The 19,219-nt window shown below is 42.6% G+C and carries 16 protein-coding genes; 7 read left to right on the forward strand and 9 right to left on the reverse strand.

Annotation, left to right across the window (positions count from 1 at the left end):
* Nucleotides 1–18: 18 nt before the first annotated feature.
* Nucleotides 19–825: a hypothetical protein gene (locus BV372_RS01400; protein ID WP_086682476.1), complete on the reverse strand. Its 807-nt coding sequence runs from the start codon at nucleotides 823–825 to the stop codon at nucleotides 19–21.
* A 105-nt stretch (nucleotides 826–930) separates the two neighbouring features.
* Here BV372_RS01400 and BV372_RS01405 point away from each other — a divergent pair, with 105 nt between their 5' ends.
* Nucleotides 931–1,767: an HAD family hydrolase gene (locus BV372_RS01405; RefSeq protein ID WP_086682086.1), complete on the forward strand. Its 837-nt coding sequence runs from the start codon at nucleotides 931–933 to the stop codon at nucleotides 1,765–1,767.
* 182 nt (nucleotides 1,768–1,949) lie between these two features.
* Here BV372_RS01405 and clpB read toward each other — a convergent pair whose 3' ends face one another.
* The 3 genes from clpB to gloA all read right to left on the reverse strand — a co-directional run bounded on the left by clpB (nucleotide 1,950) and on the right by gloA (nucleotide 5,760).
* Nucleotides 1,950–4,619: an ATP-dependent chaperone ClpB gene (gene clpB, locus BV372_RS01410; RefSeq protein WP_086682088.1), complete on the reverse strand. Its 2,670-nt coding sequence runs from the start codon at nucleotides 4,617–4,619 to the stop codon at nucleotides 1,950–1,952.
* Nucleotides 4,620–5,123: 504 nt separating this feature from the next.
* Nucleotides 5,124–5,300, reverse strand: coding sequence for a hypothetical protein (locus tag BV372_RS35845; RefSeq protein WP_179197938.1), 177 nt, complete (start codon nucleotides 5,298–5,300; stop codon nucleotides 5,124–5,126).
* 28 nt (nucleotides 5,301–5,328) lie between these two features.
* Nucleotides 5,329–5,760, reverse strand: a complete 432-nt coding sequence (gene gloA / locus BV372_RS01415; protein ID WP_086682479.1) for a lactoylglutathione lyase — start codon at nucleotides 5,758–5,760, stop codon at nucleotides 5,329–5,331.
* Nucleotides 5,761–6,162: 402 nt separating this feature from the next.
* On the opposite strand from gloA, the gene eno reads away from it, so the two are divergent.
* On the forward strand, nucleotides 6,163–7,452 hold the full coding sequence (gene eno / locus BV372_RS01420) for a phosphopyruvate hydratase (protein ID WP_086682092.1): 1,290 nt from the start codon (nucleotides 6,163–6,165) through the stop codon (nucleotides 7,450–7,452).
* 51 nt (nucleotides 7,453–7,503) lie between these two features.
* On the opposite strand, the gene argC is transcribed toward eno, so the two are convergent.
* The gene (argC, locus tag BV372_RS01425) at nucleotides 7,504–8,562 is read right to left on the reverse strand and encodes an N-acetyl-gamma-glutamyl-phosphate reductase (RefSeq protein WP_086682095.1); all 1,059 of its coding nucleotides are present in this window, start codon (nucleotides 8,560–8,562) and stop codon (nucleotides 7,504–7,506) included.
* A 466-nt stretch (nucleotides 8,563–9,028) separates the two neighbouring features.
* On the opposite strand from argC, the gene ribBA reads away from it, so the two are divergent.
* Nucleotides 9,029–10,834 carry a bifunctional 3,4-dihydroxy-2-butanone-4-phosphate synthase/GTP cyclohydrolase II gene (ribBA, locus tag BV372_RS01430; RefSeq protein WP_086682098.1) on the forward strand — a complete coding sequence of 602 codons (1,806 nt, stop codon included), beginning with the start codon at nucleotides 9,029–9,031 and terminating at the stop codon, nucleotides 10,832–10,834.
* A 73-nt stretch (nucleotides 10,835–10,907) separates the two neighbouring features.
* Here the strand turns inward: ribBA and BV372_RS01435 are convergent, their stop codons facing one another.
* The 3 genes from BV372_RS01435 to BV372_RS01445 all read right to left on the reverse strand — a co-directional run bounded on the left by BV372_RS01435 (nucleotide 10,908) and on the right by BV372_RS01445 (nucleotide 13,783).
* Nucleotides 10,908–11,798: an N-acetylmuramoyl-L-alanine amidase gene (locus tag BV372_RS01435; protein ID WP_086682101.1), complete on the reverse strand. Its 891-nt coding sequence runs from the start codon at nucleotides 11,796–11,798 to the stop codon at nucleotides 10,908–10,910.
* A 317-nt stretch (nucleotides 11,799–12,115) separates the two neighbouring features.
* Entirely contained in the window at nucleotides 12,116–12,727 is a 612-nt protein-coding gene (locus tag BV372_RS01440; RefSeq protein WP_086682104.1) for a hypothetical protein, read from the reverse strand.
* Nucleotides 12,728–13,078: 351 nt separating this feature from the next.
* Entirely contained in the window at nucleotides 13,079–13,783 is a 705-nt protein-coding gene (locus BV372_RS01445) for a diacylglycerol/polyprenol kinase family protein (protein WP_373270732.1), read from the reverse strand.
* Nucleotides 13,784–13,847: 64 nt separating this feature from the next.
* Between BV372_RS01445 and yidD the strand changes: the two genes are divergently transcribed.
* The 3 genes from yidD (at nucleotide 13,848) to BV372_RS01460 (ending at nucleotide 15,492) form a co-directional block, all read left to right on the forward strand.
* A complete protein-coding gene (yidD, locus tag BV372_RS01450; RefSeq protein ID WP_086682111.1) occupies nucleotides 13,848–14,087 on the forward strand; it encodes a membrane protein insertion efficiency factor YidD in 240 nt (79 codons plus the stop codon).
* A gap of 79 nt (nucleotides 14,088–14,166) precedes the next feature.
* Nucleotides 14,167–14,877 (forward strand): M15 family metallopeptidase, encoded by a 711-nt coding sequence (locus BV372_RS01455; protein ID WP_086682115.1) that lies wholly within the window; start codon nucleotides 14,167–14,169, stop codon nucleotides 14,875–14,877.
* Between the two features lie 168 nt (nucleotides 14,878–15,045).
* Nucleotides 15,046–15,492, forward strand: a complete 447-nt coding sequence (locus tag BV372_RS01460) for a DUF2127 domain-containing protein (protein WP_086682117.1) — start codon at nucleotides 15,046–15,048, stop codon at nucleotides 15,490–15,492.
* A 49-nt stretch (nucleotides 15,493–15,541) separates the two neighbouring features.
* On the opposite strand, the gene BV372_RS01465 is transcribed toward BV372_RS01460, so the two are convergent.
* Nucleotides 15,542–17,824: an FUSC family protein gene (locus tag BV372_RS01465; protein ID WP_086682120.1), complete on the reverse strand. Its 2,283-nt coding sequence runs from the start codon at nucleotides 17,822–17,824 to the stop codon at nucleotides 15,542–15,544.
* A gap of 650 nt (nucleotides 17,825–18,474) precedes the next feature.
* Between BV372_RS01465 and BV372_RS01470 the strand changes: the two genes are divergently transcribed.
* Nucleotides 18,475–19,218 (forward strand): TIR domain-containing protein, encoded by a 744-nt coding sequence (locus tag BV372_RS01470; RefSeq protein ID WP_086682123.1) that lies wholly within the window; start codon nucleotides 18,475–18,477, stop codon nucleotides 19,216–19,218.
* Nucleotide 19,219 lies beyond the last annotated feature (1 nt).

Raw genomic sequence — 19,219 nt, forward strand, 5'->3', positions numbered from 1 at the left:
ACCCTAAAACCCTAATAATTATTTAGCAGAACCTGATTGTTTGAATACAGACTGCTCGAAGTTTTTTGGGGAATTAGGTTGGCGACTAGTACGGAATGTCACATTCACACCTTCGTTTGACTGCTCCAGTACTAAAAGAGGAGTAGGCTTGGCTTTTTGATCCCAATGCATGTGGGCAACGCGCCCTTGAATTGTCGGTTGCCAAGTATCTTCATCTTCTGTGGGACTGAGGTAAGTTTCGATACAGTCAATAATTTGGCTAATAGTGGCAGAAGTCGCTTGTGTTGGTAACTTCATTAACCGAATTTGAATGCGAAACAGTACCCGCTTGGCAATGTTTGCTCCACTGCCAGTTTCGTACTCTACATCAAAAATTTCATCTACCTGCCTTCCAGTATTGCTGGCAATCCCTACTTGTCCCTGTTGGGATTGATTTGGACGCAGAGCTTGAGAAATTTTATCTTTGACTTTGATTTTCATTTGATTAACGATCGCAAAATGAAATACCTCCTCGGACATCCGCATACGTAGGTAATCCAAGTTAAAGTCCCGAGAGTTAACCAAATCGGGATTAGTTTCCATTTTGCGAATTGTTTCCAGCGCTAACTTAAACTTTTTCTCTAGCTCCCGCGCTCGGAATTGTTCAAATTTGAGTTTTTTCTCTAGCTGAGTCATCAAAACCCTGCCATAAACAATCGCAGCAATCAACGCTAAAGCTAGTCCGCCAGAGCCTAAAACTAATACAGGCGGTGTTTCTGGAGTACTTGCTGGCACTTCATGGGATGCCTTTTTAGTCAATTGGGCAACAAACATCGAAGTTGACATGGTGAGCAAATAGAAAAACTTCATTTCTAATGTTTAGGATGCCCAAATTTTGCATTCCATTTTGCGGTATTATTACTGTTTTTTACAGCTTTTCCAAAATCGTATATGTACAGACACCTTAGCCTCGCTGGTGAAGGTTTTATAAATCCCTTACCTCTGTCTCAAGCTGACTCAAGTTGCTGGAACAATATTCGGCTGGTTGCTACAGATATGGATGGTACTTTAACCAGCAAAGGAAAATTTACAAGTAAATTGCTGCAAGCTTTAGAAAATTTAGCAGCAGCAGAAATTAAAGTACTAATTGTTACAGGACGTTCTGCCGGGTGGGTAAGTGGACTAAGTAGTTTCATGCCTGTGGTGGGTGCTGTGGCAGAAAACGGAGGTCTATTCTATCTGTCTGGGAGCGATCAACCAGTAGCCTTAACACCCATTCCTGACTTAGACAGCCATCGTCGGCATTTAGCGGCGGCTTTTGAGAAATTACAAACCAAATTTCCCCAAATCCAAGAATCTGTCGATAATCGTTTTCGCATCACCGACTGGACTTTTGACGTAGCTTCATTAACTCCTACTGAACTACAAACTCTAGATCATCTCTGTCAAGAAATAGGATGGGGATTTACTTATAGCAATGTGCAATGCCACATTAAACCCCAAACTCAAGATAAGGCTATTGGGTTATTGCAGGTATTGCAGGAATACTGGCCTCAATACTCATTAGAACAGGTGGTTACAGTAGGCGATAGCCCCAATGATGAAAGTTTATTTAATCGCCGTTATTTTCCTTTGTCTGTGGGTGTAGCGAATGTGTTGGAGTATGCAAATCAGTTACAGCATCAGCCAGCTTATGTTACTTCTGCTAGTGAAGGTGAGGGATTTTGTGAGTTATCTAATTATCTTTTGCAAGGTGTACCTATACAACCCACAGACATAATTTCGTAGTCAGAACTTCAGTCTGCAAATATGAATCCTATAGTAGTCATCAATCATTAGTAAACAATTAGATCCCCGACTTTTTTGAAAAGTCGGGGATCTGGAAGGAGCGAATTTTCACATATCATCGAGGATTGCTATTGTGTGGCAAATAGGAAAAATAAATTTTTGCTGTTTGCCCCTACAATCGCTTAAATATCAGCAGAAGGTTCTAATAACTGAACAGTCGCCTGTGCTGCTGGTATTTTCATTGTCACTTTTTTACTAAAAGTCAGCCCGGTTTCACCTTTGTCAATGAGAATTGTGTCCCCAGAAATAAAGGTGTTCTCCAGTAACTTAGTGGCAAGGGGGTTTTCTATTTCCCGCTGAATTGCACGTTTCAGGGGACGTGCGCCATAAACTGGGTCATAGCCTGTTTCCACTAGGTAGTCACAAGCAGATGCGGAAATATCAAAGAAGATTTTTTGCTCTTTGAGTAGATTTTCAACGCGCTTGAGTTGAATGCGGATGATATGCCGCATTTCTGAACGACTGAGAGTATGGAAGAGAATAATGTCATCCACACGGTTGAGAAATTCCGGGCGGAAGTGCGATCGCAGAGCTTCTGTTACCCGATTCCGCATCATTTCATACTTGGAGTCATCACCAGATATATCGAGGATGTGTTCGCTACCGATGTTACTGGTCATCACAATCACAGTGTTCCGAAAATCTACTGTTCTGCCTTGAGAATCAGTAATTCTACCATCATCCAATACTTGCAGCAAAATATTGAATACATCAGGGTGAGCTTTTTCTACTTCATCCAATAGCACTACGGAGTAGGGATGACGGCGAACCACCTCGGAAAGTTGACCTCCTTCTTCATAGCCAACATAGCCTGGAGGCGCGCCCACAAGTCGGGAAACCGAGTGTTTTTCCATATACTCGGACATATCCAAGCGCACCAACGCATCATCAGAATCAAACAGAAACTGCGCTAAAGCACGAGCAAGTTCGGTTTTACCTACACCTGTAGGCCCCATGAACAAAAATGACCCGATAGGACGGTTGGGATCTTTCATCCCTGCCCTAGCACGACGAATGGCCGCCGCTACTGCTGTTACCGCTTCTTGTTGCCCAATAACTCGTTGATGCAAATGATGCTCTAGTTGCAGCAGTTTTTGCCTTTCCGATTCCATCAGGCGATTTACAGGAATTCCTGTCCACTTGGCGACAATTTCCGCAATATCGGCTTCTGTGACTTGTTCTCTGAGCAGAGTAGCACCTGTACTTTGAATTTTTAAAAGTTGCGCTTCTTTGGCTTCGCGATCGCGCTGGACTCCCTCCAATTTGCCATACTTCAATTGGGCAGCTTTGTTGAGATCGTAGTCCCGTTCTGCTTGCTCAATTTGTACCCGTAAGGAATCTTCTTCTTTCTTTAAAGCACTGATAGCTTCCAATAGCTGCTTTTCACCTTGCCATTGGTCGTTGAATTTTTGCTGTTTAACTGTTAAAGAGGTAATTTCTTCCTCAATGCGCTGCAAACGTTCTTTGGTTTGAGCCGTACCTTTGTCTTCTCCAGCTAATGACAGCTTTTCCATTTCTAGCTGCATCAGGCGGCGGTCAATGGTTTCCAGTTCCGCTGGTTTGGAGGTAATCTCCATTTTCAGCTGTGCTGCTGCTTCATCCACTAAGTCGATGGCTTTATCTGGCAAAAAGCGGTCAGAAATGTAACGTGCTGACAGCGTTGCTGCTGCTACTAGTGCTGAATCCGAAATTTTAACGTTGTGATGAACTTCGTAACGTTCTTTTAAACCTCGGAGAATCGAAATCGTATTTTCTACACTGGGTTGATCGACAAATACCTGCTGAAAACGACGTTCTAAAGCTGCGTCTTTCTCGATGTGTTTGCGGAACTCATCTAGGGTAGTCGCCCCAATACAGCGCAACTCACCCCGCGCCAGCATGGGTTTGAGCAAATTTCCCGCATCCATTGATCCTTGCTGATTGGAACCAGCACCTACTACAGTGTGCAGTTCGTCAATAAATAAAACTATCTGACCATTTGATTCCGTAACTTCACGTAGAACTGCTTTAATACGGTCTTCAAACTCACCTCGGTATTTGGCTCCAGCAATTAAACTACCAATATCCAGAGAAATCAGCTGACGGTTTTTTAGCGATTCGGGAACATCACCGTTGACCATGCGTTGTGCTAAAGCTTCGGCGATCGCTGTCTTACCGACCCCAGGTTCGCCAATCAAGACGGGGTTATTTTTGCTACGACGAGATAGTACCTGAATTACCCGGCGAATTTCATCATCTCGCCCAATTACCGGGTCAAGCTTGCCCGCTTTAGCCTGCTCTGTCAAGTCTCTGCCAAATTTTTGCAGAGCTTCATAGCGAGACTCTGGATTTTGATCTGTCACCTTTTGGCTACCGCGTACAGTTTTGGTTGCAGCCTCTAGCTTACTATTATCTATATTCAAACTTTTGAAGACCCGCCGCCCAATCCGTTCATCCTCAGCAAAGGCTAGGAGTATATGTTCCACAGAGATATAGGCATCTTTCATCCGCACTCTATTTTCTTCGGCGCGATCGAGCAGAACGTCTAAACTCCGGCCAAGATAGAGCTGATCGCTTTTGCCAACTTTGGGTTGACGTTGGGTAAAGGCTTCGAGTTGCTGTTGCAAGCGGATAGGATCGACCTCAGATCTGGCAAGAATACGTATTGCTAGGCTAGTAGGTTCTTCTAAAAGGGCAATAATTAAATGTTCTACGTCAAGCTGCTGTTGTTGATAGGCACGGACTATATCCTGAGATTTTACAATTGCTTCCCAGGCTTTATCAGTAAATTTATTGGGATCTGTAGGTTGCATCTTTAAAATTTTCGAGTTGAGACTTCAGATTTTACAGCCGCTGGAAGAGTTCTCTGACTGGTACTAAATGGGGTGATTTTATTGTATAAATTGGCAATTGGGGAGGAATAAACACACAAAAAGCCCAATATGTAGCAATGCAGTTATTGCCTTAGCTTAGAATTAAAACTGTGCTGCTTCATAGTTCATACTTCATAACTAGTTTTCACTCCCTAATTAAATATCCAAACATTATTGGCATGTATTCGCGTGTATCTGGAGTTGCAATTTAAACTTGGTAATTGATTCTAGTGCAACGCATTACCTATTTTGTGGCATCCTCCTACAAGCCATGCTATCGCATACAGTGTATGCTGTTCACCAATAGCTACTGCTTTGAATACTCAGTCAGCTTTCAGAAGCCATTAAAAGCGGATTGGTTAAACAATCTAAAGATGAACTTGTTAACACATAAATCTTCTAGTTCTAGATAGATGACATGGAGATCGCTGAATAAAAAGCTATTTATGGTTGACTCTGATTGATACCCAGTAAATTGGCTTTTTTGAGAGTACTAAGTAATAGAAAATACTTCTCAATGATTGTGAGCGATCGCAATGCCTGAGTAAGCCAGTCTATTGACTGAAAATCAGATGAAGGAGGAAAATTAACTTTTAGCCGCAGGCATTGCTTCGCACTCAACTGTTTTACCTGAATTATTTCAAGATGATTACTGAGTCACCAATTTTTGTGATTCCTGTTTCGCCTCTATTCCTTGAGTACCCAATTGAATCAGTTCAATCTTATATCCGTCCGGATCTTCCACAAATGCAATTACCGTAGAACCGTGTTTCATTGGCCCTGGTTCCCGCACTACCTTACCGCCACGATTTCTGATTTCTTCACAGGTGGCATATATATCATCAACACCAAGGGCAATATGACCATAGGCATTACCTAATTCGTACTTTTCCACCCCCCAGTTGTAAGTTAGTTCTATGACTGTATGATCGCTTTCGTCACCATAGCCAACAAAAGCTAGAGTGAATTTTCCATCTGGATAATCTTTTCGACGCAATAATTTCATTCCCAGGACATCACTGTAGAATTTCAAGGACTCTTCAAGATTGCCCACCCGTAGCATTGTATGAAGTAAGCGCATCATTAACTCCTGATAGGTTCTTTACCGATTTTAATTTGGGAGTGGTGATACAGACTTGCAACTGGGAAATGAAAGGACAAGAGAAGGGAGAAAAGCAGAGGAGCAGGGGGCAGGGGGAGGAATAATGAATGACTATTGCGCTTCGGGTGACGCTCGTTCCTCGCTATCGCTACGCACTGCTTCACCTATTGCCTTCTTGCCCAATGACAAATGACCAATGACTCTTGACTCGTGACAAATGCAAAATTGCAAATCAGTTGACGCAATGAGTTGAAATATTCTTTAATCTCAGCCTACAGCGTCCCTTAAAAGCCTATGCTAGCCATTGGGTTAAGCCACTGTACTGTATGCGAGCAACTCTAAGAACGCAGTTCTACAAAGGAAACAAAGGATAAATCACACATGAGTACAATTCAAGATTCTGCCATTGAGGCGATTGTTGCCCGTGAAATTCTCGACTCGCGGGGTAGACCTACAGTTGAAGCAGAAGTACATTTGCTCAACGGTGCTGTGGGACTGGCACAGGTTCCCAGTGGTGCCTCTACTGGTACTTTTGAGGCGCACGAACTGCGGGATAAGGATAAAAGCCGTTACGGGGGTAAGGGGGTACTCAAGGCGGTGCAAAACATCCAAGAGGTCATTGCTCCGAAGTTATTAAACTTGGATGCCCTCAATCAAGAATTGCTAGACCGCACGATGATTGCCCTGGATGGTTCTGCAAACAAATCTCATTTGGGTGCAAATGCAATTTTGGCGGTTTCTCTAGCAGCAGCCAAAGCCGGTGCTGATTCTCTAGGACTTCCCTTATATCGCTACTTGGGCGGGCCTTTAGCAAATTTGTTGCCAGTGCCGTTGATGAACGTGATTAACGGTGGTGCCCACGCAGCTAACAACGTAGATTTTCAAGAGTTTATGATTGTCCCAGTTGGGGCATCTTCCTTCCAAGAAGCATTGCGCTGGGGTGCGGAGGTATTTACTACCCTGAGCGAGGTATTACATGAGAAGGGTTTGCTGACTGGTGTAGGAGACGAAGGCGGCTTTGCCCCTAACTTGGAGTCCAATCAGGTAGCTTTAGAATTACTCGTTGCTGCCATTGAACAGGCTGGTTACCAGCCAGGAGAACAAGTTGCTTTAGCTTTGGATGTGGCAGCTAGTGAGTTTTACAAGGATGGACAGTATGTTTACGATGGTAAACCTCACGCCCCCGCAGAATTTGTTAATTATTTAGCGCAGTTAGTTGACCAATACCCCATTGTTTCGATTGAAGATGGCTTGCATGAGGAAGATTGGGAAAATTGGCAATTGCTCACCCAGAAGCTTGGTTCGCGGGTGCAGTTGGTAGGCGATGACTTATTTGTGACTAATGTTGACCGCCTGCAAAAAGGGATTGAGCAAAAGGCTGGTAATTCCATTTTGATTAAGCTCAATCAAATTGGTTCTTTGACGGAAACTTTGCAAACAATTGACTTGGCGACTCGCAATAGTTTCCGCTCAGTCATTAGCCATCGTTCTGGTGAGACCGAAGACACAACGATCGCGGATTTAGCTGTAGCTACCCGTGCTGGTCAAATTAAAACTGGTTCTCTTTGTCGTAGTGAACGAGTAGCAAAATACAATCGCTTGCTACGCATTGAGCATGAACTAGGCGATCGCGCCCTTTATGCCGGCGCAGTGGGTTTAGGACCGAAGTAAGTACTGAGTGCTGAGCGAGAAAATTACTTAGAACTCAGCACTCGGAACTGACTATGGATAAAATCCTAATTTGGGCAACCCCAAGGTTTCATCCCAACCCATCATCAGATTTAAACATTGAATTGCTTGACCCGCCTGCCCTTTAATCAGGTTGTCGATTGCTGACATGACAATTATTCGACCAGTACGCGGGTCAACTTCTATACCGATGTAGCAAAGATTACTGCCGCTAGCCCACTTTGTTTGAGGGTAAATGCCACTTTCACAGACTTTCACCCAAGGAGAGTTGCGGTAAAAAGCGTTATAAATTGTCACCATATCGTCTCGCACGAGACCGGGATCGCGCAGTGTGGCATATACAGTGGCTAAAATTCCCCGCACCATCGGAATCAGATGCGGTGTAAATTGGATGGTGACTTCGTGCCCTGCGAGATCGCTACAAATCTGCTCAATTTCTGGGGTATGACGATGACGGGCAACTCCGTATGCAGCGAGGGAGTTGTCTGCCTCAGCTAAAAGCATATTAATTTTAGCTTGTCGTCCCCCGCCAGATGTACCAGATTTAGCATCGATAATGGCGGTTTCGGGCACTATTAGACCCTGTTTTAAAAGTGGTGAAAGAGCTAAAAGACTGGCTGTGGGATAGCAGCCGGGACAGCCGACAAGCTGGGCTTCGGTAATGCGATCGCGGTAAAGTTCTGGTAATCCGTATACTGCTGTAGCCGCAGTTGTTTGATCGCTTCTCTCTGTGCCATACCAAGTGGTATAGGTTGCCAAATCATTAAATCGATAATCGGCACTGAGATCTAGTACCTTACATCCTTTTTCGATAAGTTTTGGAGTGATTTGGCAAGCCAGACCATTTGGTAGAGAAAGAAACACTGCTTCACAGCGCTGGGCGATAATTTCTGCATCTACCGCCTCTATTGGCAGGTTAACTGCATGAGCCAGATGGGGATAGAGATCCGCAAAGGATTTTCCCGCACTGCTCTCACCGCCTAAATAAACTAGTTCGACTTCTGGATGATCCATCAGTAGTCGTACTAACTGTACTCCGCCATAGCCTGACGCGCCAACAATCCCAACGGGTACGCGTCCATTTTTGCCCATGATGATCAAATCCTTATGCGCTTTTGTTTAATTAGTTCTTAGCTATCAAAATATCAGCGACCAGACGCGTAACGCACAATTAGCCACGGACTTAAGCCGGGGTATTGGTGGCTCCGCACTTAATTGCGATGAGATTCTATGCTCTCACCAAAAGTCAATTTTTTAGCTTTTTCTTCCCAAGGGCGGGAGTAGCACCTGCTCACAGACTTAAGTAAATAGGGAATCAAACATTGTGAAACTAGCATATTTAGGCAATCCCAAACCTTTTAAAGCAGCAGAGCTTGAAAGTATACTCTTGCTCTGTGCGCCTTACTGCTGCACTTGAGTAATAAACCTCAATTTTAGGGCAGAAATTTTTGGCATGTTATCAAATCATTGCTAGTGTACTTCTCTGCCTTATAAAGGAGCTACAATCTAAAAGAAGAAATTGTTAAAAAAATTTACTTTTGGTAGCTGGAAATACTCTGTGTCAAAGCCTAAGACTAAACGGCAGTCGCAAGCCACTCCCCTAAACTCTAGCGACCAGAGCGCTGGGGTGGCTCCTCAAGTAGAGAAAGCCTTTCAGCAGTCGCCTGAATCGGAAACCGTTGCCGCAGCGTCGGCTCCTAACAGCGCTAGCTCATCTTTTAAGTTTGATTCCATTGACGCGGCTCTAGCAGATTTGAAAGCTGGTCGTGTCATCGTCGTGGTAGATGACGAAAATCGAGAAAATGAAGGCGACTTGATTTGTGCTGCCCAATTTGCCACACCCGACATGATAAATTTCATGGCGGTGGAAGCAAGAGGGCTAATTTGTCTGGCTATGACAGGCGATCGCCTAGATGAACTGGACTTACCATTAATGGTGAGCAATATTACAGACACTAACCAGACAGCTTTTACCGTCAGCATTGATGCTGGACCACATTTGGGTGTAAGTACCGGGATCTCAGCCGAAGACCGCGCTCGTACTATCCAGGTGACTCTCAATCCAGCGACAAAGCCTTTAGATTTACGTCGTCCCGGACATATTTTCCCGATTCGAGCTAAGGCTGGAGGCGTACTCAAACGGGCGGGACATACAGAAGCAGCTGTAGACTTATCTCGATTAGCAGGGTTATATCCGGCAGGGGTAATTTGTGAAATTCAAAACCCTGATGGTTCAATGGCGCGATTGCCCCAGTTAATCGAGTATGCTCAAAGTCACAATCTCAAAATTATTAGTATTGCTGATTTAATCAGTTATCGTCTCCAGCACGATCGCTTAGTTACTCGCGAAAGCATTGCCGATTTACCCACCCAGTTCGGTCACTTCAAAATCTACGCTTACCGCCATACCTTAGATAATTCTGAACACGTTGCCATTGTCAAGGGCGATCCCGCTAGCTTCAAAGATGAAGAAGTTATGGTGCGGATGCATTCAGAATGCTTAACTGGTGATGCTTTGGGTTCTTTACGCTGCGATTGTCGGATGCAGCTGCAAGCAGCACTGAAAATGATTGAGAGTGCTGGCCAAGGTGTCGTAGTCTACCTACGTCAAGAAGGACGGGGAATTGGGTTGATTAACAAGCTAAAAGCCTATTCCTTACAAGATATGGGTCTAGATACAGTCGAGGCAAATGAGCGTTTGGGATTTGCCGCTGACCTGCGAGATTATGGTATGGGAGCGCAAATGCTCATGGATTTGGGCGTGAAAAAGATTCGCCTGATTACGAATAATCCCCGCAAAATTGCCGGAGTCAAGGGCTATAGTTTGGAAGTAGTCGATCGCGTGCCATTATTGATTGAAGCCAATGACTACAATTCTTATTACCTAGCAACCAAGGCGAAAAAGCTAGGTCATATGCTTCTGCAAACTTATTTAGTAACAGTAGCTATTCATTGGCAAGACGATCCCCAATCGGTGACGCAACGCTATGAACGCTTAGAAAAAATACGGCATTTAGCGAAAACTCACGACTTATTGCTGCAAGAAGAAGCGCGGCCATTAGCGATCGCTTTATTCGACAAGCCTTCCTTAACAGTACATTTGGGTTTTGATCAACCAAAAGTAGCTGCTTGTGATTGGTATCAGCAGCAAGGTCATCCTTATCTGCAAGCAATCTTTCAAATTCTTGACCATCTGGCAACTTTGCCTTACATCCAAAAGCTAGAATTTCTGATTTCTGCCGGTAGCGATCCCCTAAGTAATCTGCAAGTCCAACTAGATCGACAGACTTTTGAATCTGATACGCTACCTTCTGCAATTTGCGATCGCTTAGAAACTCAGCAAATTTATAGCTTTAGCAAATAACCGCCCCGCCGTTTGGTGTCAGTGGTCATTAGCCAAAACAACTGACCACTGACAATTAACAACTGACGCGAAATCACTGAATTCCCCGCGGAGGTTGGCGATAGTTATGAAGTAACTCGAAGAATTTATCAAAATCAAAATTTATTGGGTCAACTTTTTGACGCGATCGGTCTACAGCTTTATGGGTAGTAATGCGATCGTCAGGAACTTGACTTTGAGCTATTAACCAAGCCAGAGAATGATATTGAGCCTCTGTGTAGCCAGTATGATTTTTTGCTTGCTTATCTCCCCAAGCCTCTGGCGGTGTTTCTAAAGAAACGTGATAAGCAAAGTTATTCACAGACGGTGGCAAATTGGGGTTAGTCTTCACAGTTTCAGAACCATTAGGCCCATCAAACACCGAATTACCTGCACCAAAGGCGCGTTTTTCTGGTGGAATGAGATAAACCACTGTCCCATCTAGCTTAATTAAGGTGTGATAACTCGCTTGGATATTTTCATTATCATGAGATGTTTGAAAAAAATTAATAGCGCTAGATGCAGAATTACTAGTTTCATGTAGTACTACAATTGGCTGATTGCGTACAGGTAGACCATTAATATCTTTGGCATACCGTTCTCCATAGTTACTTGGATCTACGTGTGTGATTTCATACGGAGGTCTGTATCTCTTAAAAGCCTCAGTAGTGCGATAATACCTTGCTACAGGCTGACTCGGCGCTATAGACGGACTCGGCTGACTCTTTTTAACTTGCGATTTAAGAACATCCTGAGATTCAGCACTCGGATTTTTTGCTATTTGTAATTTTGCCTTAGGATAATCACTCCAGGCTATCACCTCTGGATTAGATGCGGCTGTATTGTCCTGTGATTGTGTTGCTTTCCCAGCAAACAGCACCAAAATTAGAGTGGCGAACAATAGAAAAATCAGCATTACTTTCGTCGCCCATTCTCTAAATCTCATTTTTTTATACTTAGTAAAACAGCTAATAGTAATTTTAATCTCTTGATATTACTGAAAAATAGGCTACTGGTATACTTGTCAAACCTCAGTAATTTTGTTAAGCTAGCCCTCTATCTCTACAGTTATGCTGATGTCTGCTTTGTACTTCAATTATCGTCAAGCAACATCGCCAACCTATCTAATGTATTTAAAAATTTAAAATAAACTATTTATAGATTTAGATACCCGACTTCTTAAAGAAGTCGGGTATCTGGATGAAGAGCAAATTATTTGGATATTATTTGGTTGGCAATACTTAAGTATTGATGTCGTCAAAACTATAAACCATCCCACTGAAATTCAGCTAATAATAATAAGCATAAAGCCATAAAACTGCCAGTAATGAGAAACTGCCAAGGGGCGATATAAGGCAAAATGAAAATTAATAGTAAATGAAGTATTCCTATAAAAATTAGGGCACGCGATCGCACTCCTAAACCAGTACAAATATATCCAACTGTGCTTAGCCCTAACCATAATGGGCATAGATTTAATAAGATATTAGCCCAGCCTAAGTAAATGCTTAAATTCGTTAAAACTACTCCTAATAACATCAGAATTACCCAGCAAAATAGCACCCATCTAACTTGTCTTACCTTTACCCAGTAACTAGTCCAACTTACCATTGCTATAGTGCCGATACCACTAAGTATGGACCATAAGGTAGCTTGTAAACTCCAACTAATGGGCAGAAATTGCGCAGTCACAAATATTGGTAACAGAAGCAAACTCCAAAGGATGCAAGCTTGATCGACACGAGTGTAAAAAGTTGAGTAAAGTCGAATTTTCCCGATTTCCCAGTTCACATACCAAAGCCCTTCCAGTTCTTGAATTGCTTTAGTTGGCTGTTTGCGGCACAAAGGCGGTTGTGAATAATTAAAAAAGGTCATTTTAAAATTTATAACAGGAAAGAATTATATTTGTTTCCTATCTAAAATGATTTATCCCTGAATCTAATCTCTCTTTGGTGATAAATGTAGCTATGTTATATGCTCTATTCAGTTGTAAATCTGTGATTTGTTTTACAGAAAATTAGCAAGACAAATCAACCCACCTAAAAAAAAATTTCTCCAATGGGCTAATTATTAAATTTCCATGACATTTCTTTCTTAGTATTCCTACAATCTAACAAGAGTAGGTTTATATTTTGTAACAAAAAAGTAATGATTACATTCCCTACTTCTTGCGGCTTAGGCAGTATTGATTAATAATTCTTAACCAGTTTATGTCCCATTACCCTTTTAATTAAGTGGAAGTCGCTCAATTAAGAAAAATGCTAAGGCCGCACTACCTAAAGGAACAGTCAAATTATCAATACCTAGAAACGAAAAAGCTTCTAAAGCAGTAGCTACCACTGCCACTACTAAGGCTACTACCGAAGCTTGCCAAATATTTCCTTGCACACCGACCAAAACTAAAAAACTGACGAGACAACTAACAAGGGCCATCGTCAAAGAACCTTCCCAGCTTTTTTGCGAGCCAAAAACTTTATACTTATGTTTACCAAAGCGTTGACCAATTAAAGCTGCTAATCCATCTCCCCATGTCATTACCAAAATTCCCAATGCTGCGTACTGGGGTTGTTGCAAGTACCAGAAGCAGGCAACTAGAATACCGAAACTGACAGAGTAAAAAAATGTTCCGAAACTTTGACGACCCACACTATTAATACCAGGGAGAATCGGAAAGCGATAAGACAATAAGGTGGCCGCGCTGGCTAAAATTGAAGCTGTAATGCCTATACTTGCTGGAATATTTAACCACCAAGCCAGCAAAATCACATTGCCAGTGCCAATATGAACTATCTTGCGGACAATTTCTGGATCTTTATGGGCGAAACGATTAACTCCCCAAGCGATCGCTAAAATGAATAACACCCAAACCGCAACGATCGCAATTTGTAGCCATAAAGGAGAAATTGAGTCTAAAGCAGAAAAGTTATTCACCAAAAATAGTACTAGAAAGAAAATTTGGTTCCCTATTACTACTTTATTAGATTTAGTAGCTGCTATGAAACTAATATTGATTTGGCTGATTCGGGGCTACCGAATGTTTATCTCGCCGTTATTTCCGCCAACTTGCCGCTTTCAGCCCACTTGTTCGATGTATACCATGCAAGCAATTGAACGATTTGGCCCTTGGCGCGGTACGTGGATGGGTATTCGGCGCATCTTGCGTTGTCATCCATTTCATCCTGGTGGTTACGATCCTGTACCAGAGGTAATTGAAAAAACAAAAGATTGCTGCTAATTGTAAATAGCATTTGTTCGCTCAACTTTGGAAACCAAAGTACGGCGATCCTTGCCAAACTTAAAAGCCAAAATTAGGAATGAGACCCTATCATCAGATATCAATCTTCGAGTGTGGTGAACCATTAATAGAGATTCCTTTAAAACTATTTGCTGTGGAATCTCCCCATCCTTATGAAAAACTGGGTGCGCCTTATGGATCGCATTCTCCTTATTATCTTCGGCAGAGTGTGGTTGAAAATTTGCTACAAGCTCAAAATTATCTGCAATTGCTGCAACCTAATTGGTACATCCAAATTTTTGATGCTTATCGCCCGGTGGCTGTGCAGCAGTTTATGGTAGATTACAGCTTTGCTCAAGCCCTAAATCAAAGAGGACTGATTGCGGCGGAGTTATCACCCACCCAGCGCCAAGAAATTTGGGAATTAGTTTATCAAATTTGGGCTGCACCTAGCTTGGATGAAAAAACTCCCCCGCCTCATAGTACAGGTGCAGCAGTGGATGTGACGTTGGTAAACGATCAAGGACAAATCGTAGATATGGGTTCGCCAATTGATGAATTATCCGAGCGATCGCTTCCTGATTACTATGCCAACAGTGAGTATCCAGAAGCACAACAGTATGATACTTACCGCCAGTTATTGCGGGATGTGATGGTAAAAGCCGGATTTCAACGCAACCCCAGAGAGTGGTGGCATTTTTCTTTTGGAGATCAAATGTGGGCTTGGTTAAGTAATCAATCGGGTTCAGATAATTGCTTTACTGCTCGTTATGGGCGTCTGAAGATCTAAACCTGAGATTAATTCAGCTTCGTCAAATACCTTCTCGTGCTTCCCTAGCTTGTAAATCTTCACCAATCTGGAAATTACCTCAGCCATTGGCTATGTTGGGATGAAGTCAGGAAATAATTTATTATCAGCATTAAGTGGGCTGAAGCTCATATCCACTGAGGAGGTTGTTTGAAAAAGCGTTCATTTGGGTTAATAGCTATTGTTTGTTACAAAGCTTTTACTGCCTCATTATTGATGCTTACTTCTATAGCTTTATTATTTGCATTAAAAAACTATCAATATCTTCAGGGTTTTTCGGATGATTATGTTTTAGAAAGTAAAGCAAGAATCATTGATTGGCTTGTCGAAAAGATTCTCAATTTTAATCCTAAAACATTAGCCTTCAGTGGTATTGGAGCAGGAATTTACTCTATTGTGACGGCAATTGAAGCTATTGGTTTATGGTACGAAAAGCGTTGGGCACATATTCTAGTATTAGTATTAGTAGGTATCAGTATTCCTCCAGAAATTTATGAGTTAATTCGAGGACTATCTCCTATTAAATTAATCGTATTTTTGGCTAATGTCGGAGTATTTTGGTATTTATTACGTAATTTTCCTAAGCATAAACACTAATTTTTTTAGTGATTAAGACAAGATAAATTTAAATCATTTATTGTCAAAATTATTTTTGCAGAAGCGCGATCGCACAATGCATAACTTTAATTTCATTAACAATCCGCTCTAATTCTATGGAAAGGGTTGTTTGTTCGCGCACAGCTTGTAACGCGGGAGTTACAGTGTTGGGATGTGTAGCAATTTCTGATATCCGCGCAGTATGTAGCTGTTCAATTTCGTTGTGAATTGCTTCGAGATAACTATCTAGTTCCGGTAATGGTTGCGGTGGCTCTCCCTGTTGCAGTGTATCTGCGAAGTTCTCTAAAACTTGGATGCAGGCATCAGCAAGTCGCTTAAGTTCAGTAAATTGGTACTCGCCGCTAAATTCCCGCAGATGTTCGGCTAAAGTGGTCACGGAACTGAAAAAGGCGCGAATGTAAATCATCAGCGTCATTACAGGTTCGACTTCTCCTTGAACATGACGGGGTTCACCAAATAACCGTTGAGCAGCAGCCTCAGCGTTGGCGTTTTCTAGTGCGGCTTGATGTCGTAGTCTATTAATAAAATCAGCAGCATCTTGTCGAGAATTGAGATAATTAGCGATGACCTGCTGAAAGTAGACGAGATTTGCTCGCATTGTTTTTTCTAGTTGTGCAGGGAGTTGCTGTCGCTCCCAACGAGGGAAAAGTAGATAGCTACCAAGCAGTGCTAAAACTCCCCCAGCTAGGCTATCAACGATCCGCAATACTCCAATCTTCCAGCCACCTGCACTAAGAACGTTAAGTAACAGAATGATCACAGGAGTTAGCAGAATGGTAAATATGCTGTAGCTTAAAGGTCGCACTGACATAGCAGCAAACACTAGCAGCAAAATACAAACTGCGATCGCTAAGGGATTTTTAATCAGTACAACTAGAGCAATACCAATGATTCCACCTAAAAAAGTACCCAGAACTCGTTGCACTGTTGTCTGCGAGGTTCCGCCAAAATTGGGCTTAAGTGCAACTACAGCCGTTAGGGTTACCCAATAGCCTCTAGGGAGTTGCAATACTGAGGCTACTAGTTCTGCAACTGTCGTAATTAATGCAAGGCGCAACGCATGACGAAACAGCACTGAATCAAAGGTGAGATTATTCCGTAGCGTGTCGATGAATGAAAAACCCTCTGGCTGCGCTGGGGGAGAAATTTCTCGCCAAATCTGACTGCGCCGTTTTCCCGTGCTCAAATCTGTAACAATCTCAGCATCATTATGAATTTGTTCTGCCAGCTTTGTCAGACTAGTTGTGATCTTCCCCAAGTTGACTAAATCAGAATAGTGAGTTGTTTGAAGATTGGTTGTATGATTAACAACTTCACCACGTATCACTTGCCATTGATGTTCTAATGCTTCAATGGTTCGATCTAAATTTCCTAGATGAACTGAGCTTCTACCTTTAGAAATCCCTTCTGATAAACTTTGCAGCGCAATTGCCAACTCTGCCATTACTTGCCAAATTTCTCTCTGTAACCCAGAAAATAACGGGTGTTGCGATGCGATCGCCAAAAGTTCAACCTCTGCCACAACAGAATTAATTATTTGGTTGGCATCCTCAATTAAAATTAGTAACTGATTTCCCCGCAAATTCATGGCTCTTTGTCCAGTCCAGACAGATGCCCAAGTGGTACGAGCAGAAGTTAAGTCCTGTGTTACGGTATCCTGAGCTTGTAAAAATTTCTGTGCCCAATCTTGAAGATCCTCAGGATTTAATACTCTCTGGCTTGCCAATTCTACGAATTTACTCAATGACAGATAACAGTTAGCAACCGCCTGCATTACGGGTATGTAAGGACGTATCACCCACAACCCTAATGACAATGCCATTGCCCATATTCCTCCAGCCAGACATAGCAAGCATTGCAGTAGCACCGTAGACAAATCGGGAAATGAAGCGAATCTAGCCAGCGCGACTACAAACATAATCGAAATAACCAAGCTGACAGAAGCAGCTACACTGCCATACAGCCCTGCTAAACCTGCGATAAATATCACAATGAATGTTGTGGGAAGCGCTAACCAAAGGGTGCTGCTAACTAAATTTGCTAACAGTAGTGCCACAGTTACTCCTATGGTTGCTGCCATCATCGCAGTAGCTTTTTGGCGGTAGGCTCCGCCACCATCCGCCATGCTCACGAACATCGCCCCCATTACCGCGATCGCACTTGCAGCACCATTACCTGTAAGAATTCCGACTGCAACCGGACCACCCAGTGCCAAGAGAGTCCGCAATCCGTTGGCAAATGCTGGCTTACCTGGCTTGAGTTGAAACTGCTGTAACAGCCAACTAAGAGAACCTTGATCTGTAGATGGCATTATTTAGGCTGGGGATTATTTAAAAAAAGTATAGAGCGATCGCTTCTTCAAGAATTTTAACTAGATATAACTGTGCAGCGAATAATTATTACCAATCGCTCGACTTCAAAGCTTCACCATTGAGGTTCTGAACTCGAAGCTTGGACATTAGAACACGAATTGTCGAGCAAAAAGGGCGATTGTTGAAGTTCAGATCTCGGAATTTGCTGCTTGGAACACAAATTGTCGAGTAAAAAAGGCGATCGCTCTACCTTCAATCCTCACAATTTCACTTCGGAACACGAATTGTCGAGTAAAAAGGGCGATCGTTGAAGTTCGGAACTCGGAACTTGCTGCTTAGAACACCAATTGTCGAGTCAAAAGCGTGTTGGTGCGGCTTAACCTAAGTATCGCTTTGCCTTTTTTGAGAATTGGATAATAGCACTAACAAAATTATTAACATTGATATCTGTGAAGTTAGCGATACTAAGTAGAATGACAATGTGGGTGCGCGGCTCGTTTGCAACCTGATGAATATAATGAATATATTTCAGTAATAAACCGCAATTGGCTCACAGAAGATGATTAATAATTTACTGTTTGGGCTTTTATTTTGGGAAAATTCATTTATATACTTTTATACAGCTATTTAATCAAGTAAATTTAAGAATATGCCTAATGCGGTTAAAGTATTTTTTTCCTACTCCCACAAAGATGAAGCCTTACGTGACGAATTGGCAACTCATCTGAGCATGATGAAGCGTCAGGGAGTTATTGAAGCTTGGCATGACCGCGAAATCAGTGCTGGGAGTGAATGGGCAAATGCCATTGATGAAAATCTTGAAGTTGCAGATATCATTCTGCTGCTGGTAAGTGCTAACTTTCTGGCTTCAGATTACTGCTACGACAAAGAAATGACACGGGCTATGGAGCGACATGAAACTAAGGAAGCTCGTGTAATACCGATTATTCTGAAGCCGACAGACTGGAATGGTGCGCCTTTTAGTAAACTGCAAGCACTCCCCAAAAATGCCAAACCGATTACAACTTGGCCAGACCAAGATGAGGCTTTTTTAAATGTCGCTCAAGGGATTCGCAGAGTAGTTGAAGACATTGCCAAATCAAAATCCTCCTCCTCAACTGCTGCTGGAACTACTACACCTGCGACTTCCACCCCTGCTGCAACGAGTGGGGGATTAACTGAACGCCAGCGTCGCCGATTAGAGCAAGAACGGGATGCACTAGAACAACAATATGAGCTGATTAACACAAAATTAAGTCGGCTGCGCCAAGCTTACTCAATTGAAACGGATGTATCTGTAAAGTTTAAGTTAGAAAAACAAATTCAGGAAAACGAAACAGAACTGAAGCAATTAGATCGGCAGCTTGAGGAAATCGAGCAAAAGCTTTTGTAGT

Origin of the sequence: Nostoc sp. T09, from assembly GCF_002154695.1 — a bacterium.
Taxonomy (GTDB): domain Bacteria; phylum Cyanobacteriota; class Cyanobacteriia; order Cyanobacteriales; family Nostocaceae; genus Aulosira.